At 69.4% G+C, this 19,185-nt stretch carries 16 protein-coding genes and 4 pseudogenes; 15 read left to right on the top strand and 5 right to left on the bottom strand.

Going from position 1 to position 19,185, the window contains the following annotated elements:
* Positions 1 to 249 precede the first annotated feature (249 nt).
* The 3 genes and pseudogenes from OG702_RS06245 to OG702_RS06235 form a co-directional block, all read right to left on the bottom strand.
* Positions 250 to 470 (bottom strand): annotated as a pseudogene (locus OG702_RS06245) (transposase); the annotation flags it as partial.
* 62 nt (positions 471 to 532) lie between these two features.
* Positions 533 to 877: a cupin domain-containing protein gene (locus OG702_RS06240; protein WP_327287869.1), complete on the bottom strand. Its 345-nt coding sequence runs from the start codon at positions 875 to 877 to the stop codon at positions 533 to 535.
* Positions 878 to 1,267: 390 nt separating this feature from the next.
* Positions 1,268 to 1,810, bottom strand: coding sequence for a MarR family winged helix-turn-helix transcriptional regulator (locus tag OG702_RS06235; RefSeq protein WP_327287868.1), 543 nt, complete (start codon positions 1,808 to 1,810; stop codon positions 1,268 to 1,270).
* 60 nt (positions 1,811 to 1,870) lie between these two features.
* On the opposite strand from OG702_RS06235, the gene OG702_RS06230 reads away from it, so the two are divergent.
* From OG702_RS06230 to OG702_RS06220, 3 genes and pseudogenes are all read left to right on the top strand, one after another.
* Positions 1,871 to 2,590 carry an SDR family NAD(P)-dependent oxidoreductase gene (locus OG702_RS06230; protein WP_327287867.1) on the top strand — a complete coding sequence of 240 codons (720 nt, stop codon included), beginning with the start codon at positions 1,871 to 1,873 and terminating at the stop codon, positions 2,588 to 2,590.
* 12 nt (positions 2,591 to 2,602) lie between these two features.
* Positions 2,603 to 2,972 (top strand): annotated as a pseudogene (locus OG702_RS06225) (transposase); the annotation flags it as partial.
* 499 nt (positions 2,973 to 3,471) lie between these two features.
* A complete protein-coding gene (locus tag OG702_RS06220; protein ID WP_327287866.1) occupies positions 3,472 to 5,472 on the top strand; it encodes a SpoIIE family protein phosphatase in 2,001 nt (666 codons plus the stop codon).
* A gap of 252 nt (positions 5,473 to 5,724) precedes the next feature.
* On the opposite strand, the gene OG702_RS06215 is transcribed toward OG702_RS06220, so the two are convergent.
* Positions 5,725 to 5,865: a hypothetical protein gene (locus tag OG702_RS06215; protein ID WP_442814313.1), complete on the bottom strand. Its 141-nt coding sequence runs from the start codon at positions 5,863 to 5,865 to the stop codon at positions 5,725 to 5,727.
* Between the two features lie 191 nt (positions 5,866 to 6,056).
* On the opposite strand from OG702_RS06215, the gene OG702_RS06210 reads away from it, so the two are divergent.
* From OG702_RS06210 to OG702_RS06160, 10 genes and pseudogenes are all read left to right on the top strand, one after another.
* Positions 6,057 to 6,185 (top strand): hypothetical protein, encoded by a 129-nt coding sequence (locus tag OG702_RS06210; protein ID WP_327287865.1) that lies wholly within the window; start codon positions 6,057 to 6,059, stop codon positions 6,183 to 6,185.
* Between the two features lie 287 nt (positions 6,186 to 6,472).
* Positions 6,473 to 7,297 carry an endo alpha-1,4 polygalactosaminidase gene (locus OG702_RS06205; protein ID WP_442814692.1) on the top strand — a complete coding sequence of 275 codons (825 nt, stop codon included), beginning with the start codon at positions 6,473 to 6,475 and terminating at the stop codon, positions 7,295 to 7,297.
* A gap of 96 nt (positions 7,298 to 7,393) precedes the next feature.
* On the top strand, positions 7,394 to 8,713 hold the full coding sequence (locus OG702_RS06200; RefSeq protein ID WP_327287863.1) for an ABC transporter substrate-binding protein: 1,320 nt from the start codon (positions 7,394 to 7,396) through the stop codon (positions 8,711 to 8,713).
* A 10-nt stretch (positions 8,714 to 8,723) separates the two neighbouring features.
* Positions 8,724 to 9,677: a carbohydrate ABC transporter permease gene (locus OG702_RS06195; protein ID WP_327287862.1), complete on the top strand. Its 954-nt coding sequence runs from the start codon at positions 8,724 to 8,726 to the stop codon at positions 9,675 to 9,677.
* On the top strand, positions 9,674 to 10,579 hold the full coding sequence (locus OG702_RS06190; RefSeq protein ID WP_327287861.1) for a carbohydrate ABC transporter permease: 906 nt from the start codon (positions 9,674 to 9,676) through the stop codon (positions 10,577 to 10,579). Before OG702_RS06195 ends, OG702_RS06190 begins: the two co-directional genes overlap by 4 nt.
* Before the next feature lie 92 nt (positions 10,580 to 10,671).
* Positions 10,672 to 11,625, top strand: coding sequence for a carbohydrate kinase family protein (locus tag OG702_RS06185; RefSeq protein WP_327287860.1), 954 nt, complete (start codon positions 10,672 to 10,674; stop codon positions 11,623 to 11,625).
* Positions 11,625 to 12,935 carry an alpha-glucosidase/alpha-galactosidase gene (locus OG702_RS06180; protein ID WP_327293105.1) on the top strand — a complete coding sequence of 437 codons (1,311 nt, stop codon included), beginning with the start codon at positions 11,625 to 11,627 and terminating at the stop codon, positions 12,933 to 12,935. The genes OG702_RS06185 and OG702_RS06180 overlap by 1 nt, the downstream gene beginning before the upstream one ends.
* Positions 12,936 to 13,561: 626 nt before the next feature.
* On the top strand, positions 13,562 to 14,749 hold the full coding sequence (locus OG702_RS06170) for a hypothetical protein (RefSeq protein ID WP_327287859.1): 1,188 nt from the start codon (positions 13,562 to 13,564) through the stop codon (positions 14,747 to 14,749).
* Between the two features lie 55 nt (positions 14,750 to 14,804).
* Positions 14,805 to 15,533: a hypothetical protein gene (locus OG702_RS06165; protein ID WP_327287858.1), complete on the top strand. Its 729-nt coding sequence runs from the start codon at positions 14,805 to 14,807 to the stop codon at positions 15,531 to 15,533.
* Between the two features lie 46 nt (positions 15,534 to 15,579).
* A pseudogene (locus OG702_RS06160) lies at positions 15,580 to 16,308 on the top strand (transposase); the annotation flags it as partial.
* 89 nt (positions 16,309 to 16,397) lie between these two features.
* Here the strand turns inward: OG702_RS06160 and OG702_RS06155 are convergent.
* Positions 16,398 to 17,830, bottom strand: a pseudogene (locus OG702_RS06155) (IS1380 family transposase).
* A gap of 372 nt (positions 17,831 to 18,202) precedes the next feature.
* Here OG702_RS06155 and OG702_RS06150 point away from each other — a divergent pair.
* Complete coding sequence (locus tag OG702_RS06150) at positions 18,203 to 18,685, top strand: YciI family protein (RefSeq protein ID WP_327287857.1); 483 nt, start codon at positions 18,203 to 18,205, stop codon at positions 18,683 to 18,685.
* 36 nt (positions 18,686 to 18,721) lie between these two features.
* A complete protein-coding gene (locus OG702_RS06145; RefSeq protein WP_327287856.1) occupies positions 18,722 to 18,985 on the top strand; it encodes a hypothetical protein in 264 nt (87 codons plus the stop codon).
* The last annotated feature ends 200 nt before the right edge of the window (positions 18,986 to 19,185 follow it).

Genomic DNA, 19,185 nt, shown 5'->3' with positions numbered 1-19,185 from the left:
ACTTCTGCGGCCGCTTCGACCTGCGGACACGACACGGTCGAAGCGGTCCCGCCAGCCGTCTCGCGCAACTGGCCGCCCCGTCCCAGGCGGTGCGTGTGAGCGCCGAAGTTGCCGGCGCAGGACCGTCAGGTCGGCGTCTGTCCGACCTGTGTGGCGTGGTCCTGGGGTCGTTGACGTCTTCCTTCGCGTGCTTGGTTTGCCTGCGGTGTGGACGTCGTGGCGCGGGTGTAGGTCGGGTGTTCTTGCGGCCCGTGGCCGGCCGAGTCCGGGGTGGGAGGGTTCTGGTGCTTGGGCGGGACAGGTGAGCCGGGTGACGTCGTGCCGGTTGCCAGCGGTGACCGAGACAGCGAGCGGGGTGCCGTGCCGGTCGACGATCACATGGTGCTCGGACCCGGGGCGGCCGCGGTCGACGGGCGAGGGCCCGACGTGATCCCCCCTTTGAGCGCCCGGACGTGCGAGCCGTCGACCGCGAAGTCGGCGCCAGTTGGTCAGGCACCCGCGGCCGCTGATCAGTCAGAGGTTGTTTGGGACTTCACAGCGAACCGGGTTCCTGGCCGGCGGCGAGGGGGAAGTAGCCGAGGAAGGTCACGTTCTCGTCCAGCGCGTCGAAGTGCGCGATCGGGGCCCCGGCGGGTTCGTAGAACACGTCGCCGGGACGCAGGGTCACCTCGTCCTCGCCCTCGACCTGGAACAGCACCGAGCCCTCGACGATGCTGCCGAACACCGGGCCGTTGTGAACATGCCGCCCTGCCGGGTGCCCCGCCAGGATGTGGATGCGCCTCACCTCGACCCGATCAGTCGTCAGCGCCGTCGGGAACTGCTCGTCCAGAAGCACCTCGCGGGTCATCGGCTGCTCAGGGGCCGGGGTGCTCCCCATGATCGAATCCTCCTGCGCCCCGTGATCACACCGAGAACGAGTCTACGATCCGCGCCGACGACTACCCGACCCGCTCCAGTACCCAACTACGCTGCGGGTGCTGATTAATCATCCGGCCAGGTCACGCGGCATGGTGGTACTCGTGGAGGGTTCCGCCGGACCGGTCTCGTCGGCGGACCGACAGGTGTCTGATGTGTTCTGGCACGCTGGTCTGCTGGGGCAGTGGCCGGAGTGGAGCTGCTTGCTTCAGGGTCCGGTGCGGTCGGTGCTCGTTGTAGAAGGTCGCGAACTCGCGGAGCGCGTGGAGAAGGTGTCGTTACGCCCAGGATCCGGATGGCGGCGGGTGCAGTGCGCGATGACGGCGAAGTGGCTCGTTGGAGGAGCGGTAGCTCAGCTCTGATCGGCTGTGCGGTGTCTGACGTCGGTCGTGAGTTTTTCCAGCAACTCGATGAGCGAGGCGCGGTCGGGTTCGGACAGGCAGCTGACGAGTGCGGCTTCGCGGCCGAGCGCTGCGTCGACGGAACGCTCGATGAGCCCCTGTCCCTCGGCTGTCAGCGACACCAGGACGGTGCGACGCCCGGTCGTTCCTGGTGTTCGCCTCACGAGTCCGTCCCGTTCGGCCCGGGCGACGCGCTGCGAGATGGCACCGGCAGTCACCAGTGTCCGCTGTGCGATCTCGCGGGTGCTGAGCGCGTAGGGCGGCCCGGAGCGGCGGATGACGGACAGCAGGTCCAGGGTGGCCGCGTCGATCCCTGCAGCGCGCAGGACCCGGCTGCGATCGTCCGCGAAGAGTTTCGCCAAGCGCCAGATTGGCGTCACGATCTCGATCGAATCGGTCGGGGTGCCCGGCCGTTCCCGTCGCCAGGCCGCCGCGATCTGAGCGGCGGGGTACGCGACAGCGGCCTCTCCGGATGTCGGAGCGGTCTCAACCACGGTGCGAACTCCTGTCAACGTCAGCTATGTTTAGATCTAAACGTAACACCAGGAGGAGTCTTGACCCGCATAGTGCTCGTCACCGGAGGCACCAGCGGCATCGGCCGCGCCGTCGCCGCGAGGTTCGCGGCCGACCAGGCCGAGGTCTTCATCACCGGACGCCACGCCGACACTGTCGAACAGACCGCCAAGGAGTTGGGTGTCCATGGCGTCGTCTGCGACGCGACCCATCCAGGGCAGGTCGCGGCACTGAGTGCGCAGCTCGGGGAAGCACTTGACGTGCTCGTCAACGCGGCCGGCGGCCTGCCCGACTCGGCACCCGCCGACGCCCCGCCTCTGGAGGCACTGCTCGCCCAGTGGCACAGCAACCTGGCCCAGAATCTGCTCGGCGCGGTCCTGACCACCGCCTCGGTGCAGGACAAGCTCACCCCCGGCAGCTCGGTCCTCAGTATCGGCTCGATCGGAGCCGAGCGACGAGGCGGCTCCTACGGAGCGTCCAAGGCCGCTCTTGCCGCCTGGAACGCCTCGCTCTCCTGTGAACTCGGTCCGCGTGGCATCACCAGCAACGTCATCTCGGCCGGCTACATCGCGGGCACCAACTTCTTCCGCGGACAGATGACTGACGAACGCCACCACGCACTCGTTCAAGAGACCCATAACAAGCGGCCGGGCACCCTGGACGACATCACGGAGACCGCGTACTTCCTCGCATCCCCGGGCGCCAGACACATCACCGGTCAGACCATCCATGTCAACGGCGGCGCCTTCACCACGCGATAGCTATACCCGCCCGTGGCGCTGGCACCCGAGCACCGGCGCGGGCACAACGCCCTCTACGACGCCTTGGACTGCGGCCGGGTCGAGCTGGACCGGCTGAGAGTGACGCCGGCCGCCCTGCCTCTGCCCCGAACCGCCGACGGGCGGATCGGGCTGGCCGTAGACGTCAGCCGCTGGTTGCGCTTCGACGCGGCGACCCGGCGCGGAGCGGCTGTTCTGCCACGTCCACGGGCGGGCGAAGAATGCTGCACAGTTCATCCCGGGTTGGCCCTACTCCTTCGTCGTCGCCCTGGAAAGCGGTCGCACCTCCTGGACCGGTGTGCTGGACGCGGTCTGGCTCGGACCCCAGGAGGACGCCACCGCCATGTCCGCTGGCGCCCGCCGATAGAGCCCTTGAGCGGCCGAGAACGGCGGCGACAGCATCGGTCCTGCGGACGGGCCGGGGGTCCCACAGGGGAGCCGACGCCGCGCGCCGGGTAGGCCAGTTGCGGCGGCTCCGGCAATGTCACCCGGGTGAGCGGGGCCCGTGCCGTGCTCGGCGGCTTGCCGGGCCCGGTAAAAGATGTCGGCGTCGAGCACCGCCCGGATCCGCGTCCAGTACGGGGCCAGCGCCAGCTCCCAGTATGTCTCGATCTCCTCCGTGACCCGGGCTAGGCAGTTCCGTGGCTCCGCGTGGAGGGTCTGCAGGCGGGAGGGGAGGTGTCCTGTCCAGGATTCGCGGCGGCAGGTCCGTGTTCAGCGCTCCCTGATCGAGTTCGTGAGCGGTATCCGACACCGCTTCCCGCACTCCCCGACGGACTACCTGTGGACATAACGGGTAAGGAGCGTGAATGTACGCTAATCACTCCGCCGCATCCCCAGGAGACGGGGCTGAGGACGAGCTGGTGGACATACTCCTGGTAGTCGATGCCGACCTGCGGGTGACCGCCTGGACGGGCGGCGCCGAGCGGCTGTGGGGCTATCCGGCCGACGAGGTGATCCATCGTTCTGTCGCACGCTTGCTGGCTCCGGATGGTCCTGGCCCCGCCGAGCTCTTCGCCGGCAGTCCCTGGTCGGGGCGCACGCGGATCAGTCACGGCGACGGCCGGGAAACTGCGGCCACCCTGCGGGTCTCGCCCTTGCACGACGGTGACGGCGGCATCGGGTGGCTGGTCTGGGCGCCCGGCCCGTCCGCGCGGCCCGGCCCATACCCAGCCGCGCTGGAAGCGCTCTTCGGGCATGCGCCGGTCAGCATGGTCATCTGGGACCGCGACCTGCGCTGCGTCTGGTTCAACGACAGCGTCCAGCACCGGGAGATCTTCCGCACCGGTCCGGAGCTCGGCGGCTACGTCACGGACCTCATCGACACCCGGCATCCCGCATTCCTGGAATCCGCCATGGCGCACGTCCTGGAGACCGGCGTGCCCCTGCTCGGTCACGAACTGTGGCCGGCCGCGGCGGAGGGTGACGACCGCTATTTCTGGGTTTCCTTCATCCGCCTGGAGGGGCCGGACGGCCTGCCGCTGGGCGTGTGCTCGGTGGTGATGAACGTCAGCGAGAGGCCCGAGCAGGGACGGTCCAGTCTGCTCAGCGAGGCGGAGAACCGTATCGGTGCCAACCTGGACCCCATGGCCGCCGCCCAGGAACTGGCGGAGACCGTGGTGCCGCGCCTCGCCGACTACGTCACGGTCGATCTGGCCGATGCCATCCCGCTGGGGAAGGAACCACTGGAGCACCTCAGGTCCACCGACACCCGGATTCCCGGTTTCTACCGCGCCGGGGTCGCGTCCATCCACTCCGACCTGCGCGAGTCCCTGTGGCGGCGCGGAACCCCCGTCTACGTCCCGCCGACGTCTCCCTTCACCGCCGTGCTGCACAGCCGGGCATCCCACTTCGAACCGATCCTGGACACCTCTCCGGGCACCTGGCTCGACAACGACCCCGACCGGGCACGGGTCATCCACGCGACGGGGATGCACTCCCTGATGATCGTCCCGCTCCAGGCCCGCGGATCGATGCTCGGCATCGCCGTCTTCGTCCGGACCGAGAACCAGGTCCCCTTCACCAGAGCCGATCTCGTCCTGGCCGAAGACCTGGCGAAACGGGCATCGCTGAGCCTCGACAACGCCCTTCGCTACACCCGCGAGCGAACCGCCGCACTCGCCCTGCAACGCGATCTGCTGCCGCACCACCTCTCGGGCGGGGACGCGGTCGAGGTGGCCTCACGCTATCTGCCGTCGGACACCCACGGCGGCGTCGGCGGCGACTGGTTCGACGTCATCACGATGCCCGGCGGCCGGGTCGCACTGGTGGTCGGGGACTGCATCGGCCACGGCATCAACGCGGCCGCGACCATGGGACGGCTACGCACCGTGGTCCGCACCCTCACCAAAGTCGGGACGCCGCCCGACGAACTGCTGACACTCATGGACGAACTCGTAGTCGAAGAGCTGGCCCACGACCCCGCCGACTACGATTCCGCGATACCGAACATCGGGGCCACCTGCCTGTACATGGTCTACGACCCGGCCACCCGGCGCTGCACCATGGCCAGCGCCGGACACCCCCCACCCGCGATCATCTCGCCCGACAGGTCCGTCGAGTTCGCCGACGTGCACCCGGGCACACCGATCGGGGTCGGCCTGGGCACCTTCGAGCAGGTCGAGACCTACGTGGCGGAGGCCAGCGTGCTGGCGCTCTACAGCGACGGCCTGATCGAGACCCGCCACAGTGACATCGACGCGGGTCTGGAACGGCTACGGATCGCACTGGGCTGTCCCGTCGCAGCCTTGGACGACGTGTGCGCCTCGGTCATCGACGCCCTGGTGTCCGAGGGGCCGAGCGACGACGACATCGCCCTGCTGCTCGCCCGGACCCTCCCCGCGGACCCCACCGCCCGTGGCTGAGTCCGCTTGGGCAGCAATACGAAGCCCTTCTGGTTGTCGCTGCGTTTGACGACCTGCAGGACCAGGGCGAGTGCGGCCAAGCAGTGCTCGGTGAGGCTTCCGGCGCAGCCGTCATCGGCCCAGACCAGGGCCGGGCGGCGGTGCGCGTCGCCCACTTGCTGGAGCAGGACCTGAGCCGCGGACGCAGTCCCCGATATCCGCGGCGGTGACCATCACGCCAGGCGGCAGGCGGAGCGTGTCGACCACGATGTGTCATTTGCGGCCGTTGATCAGCTTGCCGCCGTCGAAGCCGCGGCTGTGGGATCCGACGACGGCATCGGCCTTGACCGACTGGGAGTCGATCACCCCGGCCATCGGCTCGCTGTCCCGGCCGGCACGGGTACGAGACATCATCAGGGGGAACAGCCGTGTCCGGCGGCTTGGGCGGCTGCTGGAGCCGTACCTGGTCGACTGCGTGACCTTCGCACGCGGCATACCGCCCGCCGCGCTTGCCGCGCGACTCGGCTCCGTTCAGGGCGAGGACGCCCGCCCCCGCTTGGCGCAGGAGGCGCTGGGCAGTGGGGCGCGCTGCATCGCCCGGGTGGGTGAGGTGGCCCGGGTGGGCCTTCGCGGTGGAGTACGGCGACGCCGTCGGCGCGACCGCGGGCGGCCTCGCCGCGGTGTCACGCGGTGGCGTGGCTGCCGTCAACTTCCTGCTGACGGGAGGTACGTGATGACCCCGACGAGTTTCGTGCCGGTCCGGACGGCAGTGACGGCCGTCGGCGCCTACTTCGCCGCCCACCGGCCCCGCTGGCCGGGCGGCCAGAACAGCCCTGCGTATACAAAGCCTTGACGCCGCCCACGCCAGTCGCTTTACTTCCCGCAACGCCGAATCGAGCACGCGGCGCAGAGGTACGCCTAGCCGGTGGACGGCCCCCGCGCCGTAAGCCCGGACTGAGTCGCCAGGATGGCTGTCAGCTTCCGAGGCGGGGACGTACCCTCCATCATCCGGAGACCGATGATGCGCACCCCGTATATGCGAACCCCCCGACGTCGTTGGATCGCCATCACCGCGGCAGCCGCCATGGCCACGGCAGTTCCGATGCTCAGCCCCTCTTCGGCCGGTGCGGCCGGCACGGTGACCCTGCCCAAGGCGCACGCCGGCTTCGACTACCAGATCGGCGGCCCCTACACCCCGCCGGCCGGTGTGGCGGTGGTCAGCCGCGACCATGACGCGGCGCCCGCCGCCGGCCTCTACAACATCTGCTACGTCAATGCCTTTCAGACCCAGGAGGGCGCCGAGAGCCAGTGGGACGCCGACCTGCTGCTGCACGACGCCAAGGGCAAGATCGTCAAGGACCCCGGCTGGGACGAGGCCGTGCTCGACATCCGAACCGCTGGTAACCGGCAGCGGATCGCCGCCAAGGTCGACGGCTGGATCGACCAGTGCGCCGCGGCCGGCTACCAGGCCGTCGAACCCGACAACTTCGACACCTTCGACCGCTTCCCCAGCTACCTCACCCAGGCTCAGGCCGAGGCCTACATCCAGCTGCTGTCGGCCCACGCGCACCTGAAGAGACTGGCGATCGCCCAGAAGAACACCGCTGAGCTCTCCGGCGACCACACCGTCAACGGCCTGGACTTCGCCATCGCCGAGGAGTGCGCCGACTACACCGAGTGCGGCGACTACACCGCCGCCTACGGCAACCACGTCATCGTCATCGAGTACACGGCCAAGGGCCTGAAGAAGGCGTGCACCAGCTGGGGCAGCACGCTGAGCGTCGTACGGCGCGACGTGGACGTCGTCCCGCTCGGCACCAGCGGATACGTCCGCGCCGCCTGCTGAACCCAACCGCCGCGAGCGGCCCGGCGGGCCCCGGTGCCCCCTCGGCCGGACACCGGCCCGCCGATCCGCTTTCCGTTCCGTTCCCCTGGAGGTCCGATGGCTGTCGGCCGTTCCCTTCCTGCCCGGCCGTCGCGCCGATGTGTCCTGCGCCGGGGTTCCGGCGCGGCCCTCGGCGCCGCGCTGGCCGGCTGCGGCGCGGACACCGGTGACGGTGTCGGCGCCGACGGCCTGGTGACCATCGAGCTGTGGCACGGCCAGACCGACGTCGGCCGCGCCGCCATCGAGGGCCTGGTCAAGGCCTTCAACCGCACCCACCCGCGGATCCGGGTCCGCCCCGGCGCCGGCGTGCTGGCCGACTCGATGCTGCAGAAGGTGACCGCGGCACTGGCCTCCGGCTCGTACCCGGACATCGCCTACATCTTCGGCTCCGACCTTGCCGGCATCGCCCGCAGCCCGCGGGTGGTGGACCTGACCGACACCGTCACCGCCCTGCCGGTGCCGTGGCACGACTACTGGACGCCGGCCCGGGAGGCGGTCACCGTCAACGGCCGGGTCCGGGCGGCGCCCGCGCTGCTCGACTCGCTGGCCGTGGTCTGCAACAAACGGCTGTTCAGCGCCGCCGGCCTGCCGCTGCCGCAACCCGGCTGGACCTGGGCGGAGTTCCAGGACACCGCGGCCAAGCTTACCGACGCCGGCCGGGGGAGCTTCGGGACCGGCTGGCCCGGGGCCGGCGACGAGGACACCGTGTGGCGGCTGTGGCCGATGATCTGGGACCTGGGCGGCGACGTGGTCGCCCCGGACGGCAAGGGCATCGGTTTCGCGGACGCCGGCGTCCGCGCCCTGGAGACCGTCCAGGCGCTGGCCCGGGCCAAGAGCGTCTACATCGACCCCAAGTCCGGCAGCGAGCAGATGTACCAGGTCTTCAACTCCGGCCGGATGGGCATGGTCGCCACCGGCCCCTGGGGACTGCCGGACATGATCACCGCGAAGATCGACTACCACGTCGTACCGCTGCCCAGCTACAGCGGCAAACCGCTGACCATCTCCGGGCCCGACACCTGGACGGTGTTCGACAACGGCGGCGCCCGTGCCAAGGCGGCCCGCGCCTTCGTCAGCTGGCTGACGCAGCCCGCGCAGGACGTCCGCTGGGACATCGAGGCCGGCAGCCTGCCGCTCAGTCGCAGCACCGAGAAGCTGCCCGCCTGGCGCGCCCAGGAGACCGGCATCGAGGGGATGCCGGTCTTCACCCGGGCACTGGAGACCGCCAGGGTCCGGCCGGCGCACCCCGCCTACCCGGCGATCTCGGAGTCGCTGGGGCAGGCGATCGTCTCAGTCCTGCTCGGCCGGAGCACGCCCGCCCAAGCCCTGCGCCGCTGTGCCGACGAGGCCGACGCCGCCCTGCTCATCCCGCGCTGAGGAGCCCGCGATGCCCCCGCTGCCCGCCCCGCTCACCCTCTCCGACACCGACCGTGTCCGGCTGCGCGCCCGGAGCCGCCGCCGCGAGTCGGCCACCGCGTGGGCGTTCCTGTCGCCCGCCGTGCTGGTCATCCTCGGTCTCAGTGCCGTGCCCGTGGTCTGGTCGTTGCTGCTGTCCTTCAAGGCCGACGACCTGGTGACCCCCAGCCGCTGGGTCGGCCTGGACAACTACCGGGCGCTCAGCAAGGACCCGCACTTCAGCCAGGCGGTGGGCAACACCCTGCGGTACACCGTGCTGTACGTACCGCTCACCATGGTCCTCGGGCTGGCCCTCGCCCTTGCGCTGAACCGGCGGATCCGGCTGGTCGGGATCTACCGCACCCTGATCTTCGTCCCCTTCGTCATCTCCGACACCGCCCAGGGCGTGCTCTTCTCCTTCATCCTCGACCCGCAGTTCGGCGCCGCCAACTCCGTCCTGCACTCGCTGCACCTGTCCGCGCAGGGCTTCCTCACCGACCCCGGGCAGGCGCTGTACGTGCTGGTGGGCATCTCGCTGTGGAGCAGCACCGGCTTCTGCGTGGTGATCTACCTGGCCGCGCTCCAGGACGTACCGCGGGACCTGATCGAGGCGGCCCGACTGGACGGCGCCGGCCGGCGGCAGCTGCTGCGCCACATCGTGCTGCCGACCCTCACCCCGGTCAGCGTCTTCCTGCTGCTGTGGCAGACCATCAACGCGCTGCAAGTCTTCGACCTGGTGTACGTCACCACCAAGGGCGGCCCGATCGGCTCCACCAGCGTCATCGTCTACTTCATCTGGCAGCAGGCGTTCCAGAACTTCACCGCCGGCTACGGCGCCGCCGCCGCGTACGCGCTCGCGGTGGCCCTGCTCGTCATCGCCGTCGCGGCCCGCCTGGTGCGGCGCCGCAGTATCACCCCCGTCGGCCTGGAAGGAGCGGCACGATGACCTCCACCTCCACCTCCGCGACGCAGTCGCCGGCCGGCCAACCGCCGCAGGCCGCCGCCGTGCCGACGCCCGCGGCCACCCGGCGCCGGCGGCTGCCGTTCAGCGCCTGGCACCTGCTGCTCGCGCCGCTCGCCCTGCTCTTCGCGGTGCCGCTGATCTGGCTGCTGCTCAGCTCGGTGATGAGCGACGCCGAGATCAACCGCTTCCCGCCCGCCCTGTGGCCGTCCGGTATCAATCTGGGCGGCTACCGGTACGTGCTGGGGAACGCGATGTTCCCGCGCTGGTTCGCCAACTCGCTGATCGTCTCGGCGGTCGCGGTCGGGTCCAACCTGCTCTTCGGCGCGCTCGGCGGTTATGCCTTCGCCCGGATGCGGTTCGCCGGGTCCCGTACGGTGCTGACGCTGATGCTCGCGACGATGGTGGTGCCGTTCCAGCTCACCATGATCCCGACCTTCCTGGTGATGAAGAAGCTCGGTCTGATCGACACGCTCGGCGCGCTGATCGTCCCGTCGCTGGTCACTCCTTTCGCGGTGTTCCTGCTGCGGCAGTTCTTCCTGTCGCTGCCCAGGGAGCTGGAGGAGGCGGCCTGGATCGACGGCTGCTCCCGGCTGCGGGTGCTGTTCCTGATCGTGCTGCCGCTGTCGCGGCCGGCGCTGAGCACCGTCGCGGTTCTGACCTTCCTGGCCACCTGGAACGATCTGACCTGGCCGCTGATCGCCATCAACCACGACGTGCACTACACCCTGCAGCTGGGCCTGACCACCTTCCAGGGCCAGCACCACACCAAGTGGTCGGCGGTGATGGCGGGCAACGCCATCACCATCACCCCCGTCCTGCTCGCCTTCCTGGCCGCGCAGAAGTCCTTCATCCAGTCCATCACCTCCAGCGGGCTCAAGGGCTGAGCCGCCCCACGGTGCTGTCCCTGGGGCCGCCCCTGGAACCGCCCCGCCTTTGCTCCGCTCGTGACCGCCTCTTCCACCATTACGGGACACCGATGCCGCACGACTTCGACCTGCTCGTCATCGGGGACGCCAACCCCGATGTCGTCCTCGGACCGCTCACCACCGCGCTCGCCTTCGGCCAGCGCGAGCAACTCGTCGACACCGGCCGGCTCACCCTCGGCGGCTCCGCCGCGATCATGGCCTGCGGTGCCGCCCGGCTCGGCCTGCGCACCGCCTTCGCCGGCCGGATCGGCGACGACGACGCCGGGCGCTACGTCCGCGGCGCGCTGGACGCACGTGGCGTGGACACCACCGCGCTGCGGCTCGACCCCGACCTGCCCACCCCGCTCACCGCCGTACTGAACCGCCGCGACGACCGCGCCATCCTCACAGCGGCCGGCACCCTGGCCGCCACCTGCGCCGACGACGTACCGCAGGCCCTGCTCGCCGGCTGCCGGCACGTGCACGCGGCATCGTATTTCCTGCTGCCCAAGCTCGCCGACGCCTTGCCGGACCTGCTGCGTACCGCACGCGCCGCCGGCGCCACCACGTCCCTGGACACCAACGACGACCCGAGCGGCCGGTGGGCGCCACCCGGCTTCGACGAGCTGCTGGCGGTCACCGACATTCTGCTGCCCAACGCCGCCGAGGCACTCGCGCTGGCCGGCCCCGGCGATCGCACGCCTGCCGAGGCCGCAGCTGTACTCGCCGCCCGGGGACCGTTGGTGGTGGTGAAGAACGGCGCCGACGGGGCCCTCGCCCACGACGGGCACACCCTGGTGGCCACCGCCGGCACTCCCGCCGAGCCGCTGGACACGGTCGGCGCCGGCGACAGCTTCGACGCCGGCTTCGTCAGCGCCCTGCTGGCCGGCCTGCCCCTCGGGCAGGCCCTCGACCTGGCGGCCGCCTGCGGGGCCCTGTCCACCCGGGCGCACGGTGGCACCGCCGCCCAGCCGACCTGGACCGAGGCGCTGGCAGCCGCAACCCGCAACGGAGAGAACACATGATGACTCCCACCAAGATCGCGTTCATCGGCGCCGGCAGCGTCGTCTTCACCCAGGGGCTGCTGGCGGACCTGTTCGCCTTCCCCGAGCTGAAGGACGCGCACATCGCGCTCCACGACATCGACTCCGAACGCCTGGCCACCGCGGAGGGCGCCGCCCGCCGGATCGCGGACGAACGCGGCGCCGCGCCGCGGATCACCGCGCACGCCGAACGGCGCGCCGCACTGGCCGGCGCGCACTTCGTGATCAACATCATCCAGGTCGGGATGGGCGAATCCACCCGCACCGACTTCGACGTCCCGGCCCGCTACGGAGTGCGCCAGACCATCGGCGACACCCTCGGGACCGGCGGGATCTTCCGGGCGCTGCGCACCTTTCCCGTGCTCAAGGCGCTCGGCGCGGACATCGCCGAGGTCTGCCCCGACGCCTGGCTGCTCAACTACACCAACCCGATGGCGATGAACGTCCAGTACCTCACCCAGGCCACCGGACTGACCCGGGTGGTGGGCCTGTGCCACTCGGTGTACTGGACGATGCGGGACCTGTCGGAGCTGCTGCGGGTCCCGTTCGAAGAGATCAACTACCTTGCGGCGGGCGTCAACCACCAGTCGTGGGTGCTCCGCTTCGAGCATGACGGCGCCGACCTCTACCCCCGGCTGGACGCCCTGATCGCCGGCGACCCGCAACTGCGCCGCCGGGTACGGGTGGACATGTACCGGCGGCTGGGTCACTACCCGACCGAGACCAGCGAGCACTCCGCCGAATACGTCCCCTGGTACCTGCACCATGACAGCGAACTCGACCGGCTGCGCTTGCCGGTGGGCGCATACCTCGACATTGTGGCCGAGAACGTGGCCAGTTACGAGAGCACCCGGGCGGCGCTCGCGGCCGGCGACCCGCTGCCGGTCGAGGGGACAATGGAGTACGCGCCGCAGGTCATCCACAGCATCACCACCGGCGTCCCCCGCACCGTCTACGGCAATGTGCCCAACCACGGCCTGATCGAAAACCTGCCGGCCGGCGGGACCGTCGAAGTCCCCTGCCTGGTCGACGCCTTGGGAGTCCAGCCGACCCGGATCGGCGCGCTTCCCGCGCAGTGCGCCGCGCTCAACCGGGGCTACCTCAGCATGAACGACCTGGTCGTCCGAGCCGCTCTCCAGGACGACCCCCGCTCGATCCGCCAAGCCGCCATGATCGACCCGGCGACCGCTGCGGCGCTGCCCGTCGAGCGTATCTGGGACCTGTGCGACGATCTGGTCCGCGCCCACGCGGATCTGCTTCAGCCGGGGTTGCGGGTGACGCTGGGGCACTGACGCGGGGCGCCGAGTGTCCGCGCGAGGCCCGGCGCGGCCCAAAAGCGGGCCGAGCCCGGTCGACAGTGCACGGCCGGCCAGCAAGCACCACGTCATCACCGACGTGGTGCGCTCCTGATTGGGCGCCGGGCACGGAGGCGACCGGCGAGTCCTCTGGGTGTGCCGTTAAGCGACGCGCAGTGGGCGCGGATCGAGCCGTTGCTGCCGGACCGGACGCCCCGGTGGGGCGGACGGTGGCGCCCCGGTCTACCCGTTTGCGGGGGTGCGGGGCAACTGAAGGGCCGACGCGGTCCGCCATGCGGTTTGGGCGGGTGCGCGAGCCGTAACAGGTCTGACAAATAACCACCTGACCTGCCGGAACAGTCGAAATTCAGTGGGGAGAGTTGCCGGCATCCAAGGCGCCCGGCCACCGACCCACTCCCACGGATCAAGGTCCGAAGACAAGCCGCCCGGCCCAGCATGCCGACCGGGAGAACATGACCTTATGCGACACTGTGCCCGAAAGGTCCACCACGGTTCATCCAGCATTTTTGTAGTTGACACTCCAATCTTGAGCCATAGAATAGAGTGATCCCTGCAAAATTTGCCGGGTGTGGTACGCCGCTGAGAGCGGCCAGGAGACCATCGTGGAAACGATTGACCAAGTCACCCCGCGGTCGGCGGGAGCTTTGACCTTCAGCCCCGACGGGGTCCTCTTCGTGGGCGACAGTAAGCGGGGGGCCGTCTTCGCCTTCGAGACGGACCGGGGCAAGGCTCCGGCCTCGCTCGATCCCTTCCTCTTCGAGTCGATCGACGAGAAGATCGCCGAAGCGCTGGGCGTAACGGCGAAGAGCCTGGTGATGAACGGGATGGCCGTCCATCCAGTGACGCGCGAGCCGTACCTGTCAGTCGGGGTGCGCAAGGGCGATCGCCTGGAGCCCGCGGTCGTGAGCGTCTCACTGGCCGGCGAGGTCCGCCCGTTCGACCTCTCCTCGTCGAACGTGACGGTGCACCAGCTGTCCGACGTTCCCGACGAGGGCGAGACCTTCAAGTCCCGGGCCGGCATTTTCCCCATGCCGCCGGCGGCCTACTTCGACGAGAAGGCACGAACGCCGCTGCGGTCCATGACGATCGTGGACCTGAAGTTCCACGCCGGACAGGTGTTCGTCGCCGGCGTCTCGAACCAGGAGTTCTCCTCCACGCTGCGGCGGATCCCCTACCCGTTCACCGGGGGCACCAGCGAGACCCAACTGGAGATCTACCACGTCGCCCACGGCCAGTACGAGACGCGTGCACCGATCCGAACCATGCAGTTCGCCACCATTGACGGCAAGGACACCCTCATCGCCGCCTACGCCTGCAGCCCGCTCGTCACCATCCCGGTCTCAGAGCTCAAGCACGGAGCGAAGGTGAGGGGCAAGACGATCGGCGACATGGGCAACGGCCAGCCCATCAGCATGATCGCCTACCGCGAGGGGGACGAGGAGAAGCTGTTCATCACCAATGTCAGCCGCGGCCCCGTCGTGGTGCCGCTCTCGGGGATCCGCTCTGCCGGAGGTTTCACCCCCGAGAACCGGCCGGCCCAGGGCCCGATGCTGGACCAGTCCCCCTTCATGCCGGCCGGGCCGGTCGGCAAACAGGTGATGTTCGTCGGATCGTCCCTGCGGGCGGACCTTTTCAGCGACCGCTTCTTCGTCTCGCTGACCCGCTACGCGGACACCGGTGATCTGACGCTGGAGACCCTGATGGTCGCCCCGCTCCCCGCGCGGCTGGACAAGATCTGGGTGGAGATGGATTTCCCGGGCGCGGAGAGCACGCACAAGGTGACGGCGTGAACCGCGGGCTTCAACGTTGAGTGCGCCAGAGAAGCCGATCCGGACTTCCCCAGAGATGCCCATCCGCATCTCTCCCCAAGCCGGGGTCCTGCCCGCCAACACCCTGCGTTTCTACCTACATTTTCCTAGGCCGGGAGAGGCGCGCTTCGATCGTGACCGCCTCTGGCTGCTGGATCAGGAGGAACAGGTGGTGCGTGAGCCCTTCCTCGTCCTGTCCTCTGAGCTCTGGTCCGTCGACGGGCGCCGTCTGACGGTCCTGATGGAGCCAGGAAGGATCAAACGCGGTCTGGGAGCGGACCCGTCCCACGAGGCGGCGCTGGTCGTCGGCCGGACGTACAGCCTCGTCGTCACGGCGCTCGGGCAAACAGCGCGCCATACCTTCCGCGTCAGCGATCCAGTGCTGGAGGCGGTCGACGAGACCCACTGGAGTCTCGTCTCCCCGCCGGCGGGGAGCCTTGATCCCGTCGTCGTGAACTTCGACAGGGTGATGGACGCCGCCCTCTGCCAGGACGAGATCGCAGTCCTGGCCCCTTCAGGAGAGGTCGTTCGGACGCATGTGTCACCCGCACCGGACGGAACCGCAGCGCGGATCATCCCGAGCCATCCGTGGCGCGCCGGGGAGCACCGCCTCCTCGTCTCCGAACGTCTCGAAGACGTCTGCGGCAACAGGCTGGGGGAGGCCCTGGACCACGGCCTGGGAGCGGAAGGAGCACCACGGGCCGGGGTGATCAACTTCACTCCATGTGGCGTCGCCGCGCCCTCGTCTGCTCAAGCGGTGCGCTGATGCGACCGGGACGCGGAGCATCGCAGCACCTGGTGCCCAGTAGACGGTGCCCTATGTGGTGGCGAGTCGTTGGACTGAACACGGCGCCTGGCAGCTGGAGTTGGATTGTTCCGGAATCCCGCCGTCCAGAGTGCGGGCGCAGGGCGGCGGGACACAGGACACGCCTGATGAGACGTTGTTCGCGGCGAACATCTACGTGCTGGTCAGCGGGTGCGCGTGGCGGGCGTTGCCGCCCTGCTTCGGGATACACAGTCGACCGCGCACCACCGATTCCTGGTCCGGTGCCGGTGTGTGGGGCCGGCTGCACGAAGCGATCCTTCACCGACTGGACGACGAAGGTCTACTCGACCTGTCACGCGTCGTGCTGGACTCCGCCCGTGTGAGGGCTAGAAAAGGGGGGCGAACTCACAGGTCCGAGCCCCGTGGGCCGGGGCAAGCCTGGTTCCAGGATGCACGTCCTGTCGGGCGCGAACGGACTGCCCCTTCTCGTCGGCGTCTCGGCCGCCAACACCCACGACGGCCAGGCCCTGAGGCCCGTGGTCGAGGGTCACCAAACGAGGCACGACCCCCACCGCGGCCGGCACTTCAAGCCTCAGCGACTGCACGCCGACGAGGCTTACGATGTCCCCACCTGCGCAAATGGTGATGGGGCAAGCACATCGGCGTCCGTATCGCCCGCAAGGGCACCGAGTCCAGCGAACGATTAGCCTCGCTGTTTCGGTTGGGCTCGGCTGAGCTGGGCTGGTGCCTCCTTTTCGGTGGTCGTCGCCGTTTGTGGATGGGTGGGTATGGCTTTGGCCCGACGCTCGGGTCGGGTGCTCCAGGGGTCCTCGGGTCGTGGGCGGACAGCGACTGGTCGTTGGGTCAGGTGGCGGGTCCGGGCAGGGCCGCGAGGCGGGTGAATGCCGTGGTCAGTTCGTGGCGCCAGGGCCAGGTGTCGGCGATCCGCAGGTGGAGGCGTCGCCCTCCGCGGGTGAGGCGGGCGGCTGCGTGGAGCAGGCGGTAGCGGAGTTTCTTCGGCTCGGCTGCGGCCAACTCGCCGTCCAGCAGGAGGGTCTGGGCCCAGGCGAGCAGGTCGATGGCGGTCAGTGCCAGCTCCAGCCACGCCTGATTGATGGCGAAATGGCGGGAGGGGAAGCGGCCGAAGCCGGTGGTCTTGCCGCAGCGGATGCGGTCCTCGACGCGGGCATGCCCGCGGTGGCGGACCTCCAGAAACTGCAGCGGGCCTTCACCGACGGGAGTGTCGGTGAGGAAGGCCTGGTGGCGCATGCCCTCGTCGAGGTCGAACAGCGACAACTGCGCTCCGGGGTGCGGACGCTCGCGCCGGACGATGAGGCGTGTGCCGTCGGGGTGGCCTGTCAGGTCGACCATGCCGGTCAACTCGGCGACCTCGGCGCCGGCCCGCAGGGTGCCGTCCTGCTCCAGAGCCGGGTGCCAGAACCGGTCGGGCAGGGCCCGGACCGCCCGGCGGACCGGTTCGGTGACCGCGTATCCCACGGAGAAGGAGGTGCGGATGCCCCGGTCTTGTAGGGCCCGCAGGTGGGCGAGGAAGGTTTTCGCGCCTCCTGCGCTGTCGGTGCGGACCGGGATCGGGGTGCCGTGGCGATGGGCGTCGGGGATCTGGGCCAGGGCCCGATCCAGGACGGTGATGTGGTCGCTGGCGGTGTTCGCGCCGGCGTTGCCTGGCCGCAGCACGCCGGCCAGGGCTTCGCCGGTGTTGTCCAGGAAGCACAGCAGCGGGTGGTAGCCGAACCCGCGTTTGTAGGTGGGTGCCGCCTCCTCCTTGTCGGAGTGGCAGGTCACCAGGGTGGCGTCGATGTCCAGGACCAGGCCGGGCAGGCCACGTCCACCGGCCCGGGATGCGGGTATGCCGGTCCTTGTCTCGGCGGCCTGGAGCAGGCGACCTCCCGGGCGGCGGCCCTGGCCGAGCGCAGTCCGGCGAGGGCGGCCGGGTCGAGGGCGGCCAGCAGACGCCAGGCAGTCGCGGTGGAGGCGACCGGGCCGAAGACGCCGGCCTGGTCGCGTAGCAGGGCCAGGTCGCTGATGGCTTCGCCGCCGTCGGCGAGCATCACCGCCACATCGACCGCGATCCTGCCCGGATCGTGCCCGGTGCCACGCGGCCGAAGCCCACGCAGTGTGTCAGTGAAGGCCGCTGTCAGGCCGGTGGCATCGGCGAGGTCGGCCAGCAGCCGGGAACCCGCATGGCTGACCACCCCGCGACCGTCGGCGGACACGACGAGCTTGGGGCGTGACCCGGTAGTCTGCACGCAGAAAGCGCCTTCTCGTTGTGGTGACAGAAGCCCTAGACAAGCCTCATCATCCCAGCTCAGAAGGCACTTTCGCGTTCCCGCTCAAGATCCGGACACCGTGGCAAGCGAAACACGCAGGCTAGGGCGTCGGCACTGCCTCACCGCACAGGAAGCGGTCTTGAGATCAGTCTCGCCCGGTCGGGCCTGCTCGGCCGGGCGGCTTGTCCTCGTGCTCTGATCCCTGGGAGCGGCCGGATCTCCCGGAGATAGCCGGCTTGAATGGTTCCACGTAGGCATAGCGTCTCGCGCGGAACGAGGACGAATCTGTACCGTTCCTTTGGGGACGACGAGGGCGGACCGAGTGACGAGCCCGCAGTATGTGTCGGGTTTGAAAGGTATCGCTCACCATCATTTTCGGCATTGGACACCGCCGTGTCCGCTGCATTACATTCCGCAGGACAGCGTGAAAAGCCCTATCGAATATCATATCAGCTGGAGGATCGCATTACCGAACATCGCATGCCTTGGGGTGAGCTCGTGGCCTGGTCTCAGGAACACGACCTGCTGGCACTCCGGCTCTACGTTGTGATTTCCGAACCGACCAGTGGCCTCGGCCCGGTACTCAAGAACCTGGATCCCCACGTGGCCTACCAGACCCGCCTGGAAAATGATGGGATCATGTTCGCCGCCGGGCCGTTGGCCGACGATGCTGAGGAGCAGTGGAACGGCGAGGGTCTCTTCGTCTATCGCGCGTCCTCCCGGGAAGAGGTAGTTGAGATCGCCGAGAGCGATCCGATGCACCAGAGCGGAGCGCGTCGATTCGTTGTTCACCCCTGGCTACTGAACGAGGGCACTTACAACGTTCGGCTGTTCTACTCGGGTGGCCGGCCCCAGATCAGCTGACTCCCAAGGTAGATGCTGGGCGCATGAACCGGTCCGGTGGTCGCCGCGGATCCCGAATCTGCATTCCGTTCCACAGCGGAGCCGCCGAACAGCATCATTGGCAGCCGGGCCGGCCTGACGCAGAACGGACTCCTGGTTCATCTCGCCCCGCTGGCCGTGGTCCTCGTCCTGGTCATCGCCGGTTTCCTGCTGCACTCCGTGCTCAACTCGGCCCCGAGCATCATCGCCCTGCTTAGCGCGGGCCTGCTCGTCGCCGTCTCGGGGTTTTCCCTGCGACTGCGCTGCTTCGCCCTGGTTTGACGGTGCCCTGGCCCCCGAGTCAGCCGGCGGGGGCGCTCTGGTAGGCCATGTCGGCGGCGGTGAGGCATTCCAGGGCCATGCCGAGGGGGACGCCTTCGGCGAGGCGGCGACTGACGCACTACGCGGGGGCCGGTGCTGGACATGGGATTTTCTCCGGATTCGCCGGTGGTGGCCGGGCAGTCGGCCAGCCGAGATTCGAT

Source organism: Streptomyces sp. NBC_01198 (genome assembly GCF_036010485.1).
GTDB lineage: Bacteria > Actinomycetota > Actinomycetes > Streptomycetales > Streptomycetaceae > Actinacidiphila.
This window is presented reverse-complemented; position numbering and strand designations above follow the sequence as displayed.

Bases quoted from the DNA above. Each gene is read 5' to 3' on its own strand.
- OG702_RS06195 (WP_327287862.1), top strand. From the start codon at position 8,724: ATGCCCCCGCTGCCCGCCCCGCTCACCCTCTCCGACACCGACCGTGTC.
- OG702_RS06240 (WP_327287869.1), bottom strand. From the start codon at position 877: ATGGGGAGCACCCCGGCCCCTGAGCAGCCGATGACCCGCGAGGTGCTT.
- OG702_RS06200 (WP_327287863.1), top strand. From the start codon at position 7,394: ATGGCTGTCGGCCGTTCCCTTCCTGCCCGGCCGTCGCGCCGATGTGTC.
- OG702_RS06190 (WP_327287861.1), top strand. From the start codon at position 9,674: ATGACCTCCACCTCCACCTCCGCGACGCAGTCGCCGGCCGGCCAACCG.
- OG702_RS06215 (WP_442814313.1), bottom strand. From the start codon at position 5,865: ATGATGTCTCGTACCCGTGCCGGCCGGGACAGCGAGCCGATGGCCGGG.
- OG702_RS06185 (WP_327287860.1), top strand. From the start codon at position 10,672: ATGCCGCACGACTTCGACCTGCTCGTCATCGGGGACGCCAACCCCGAT.
- OG702_RS06205 (WP_442814692.1), top strand. From the start codon at position 6,473: ATGCGCACCCCGTATATGCGAACCCCCCGACGTCGTTGGATCGCCATC.
- OG702_RS06180 (WP_327293105.1), top strand. From the start codon at position 11,625: ATGACTCCCACCAAGATCGCGTTCATCGGCGCCGGCAGCGTCGTCTTC.
- OG702_RS06165 (WP_327287858.1), top strand. From the start codon at position 14,805: ATGCCCATCCGCATCTCTCCCCAAGCCGGGGTCCTGCCCGCCAACACC.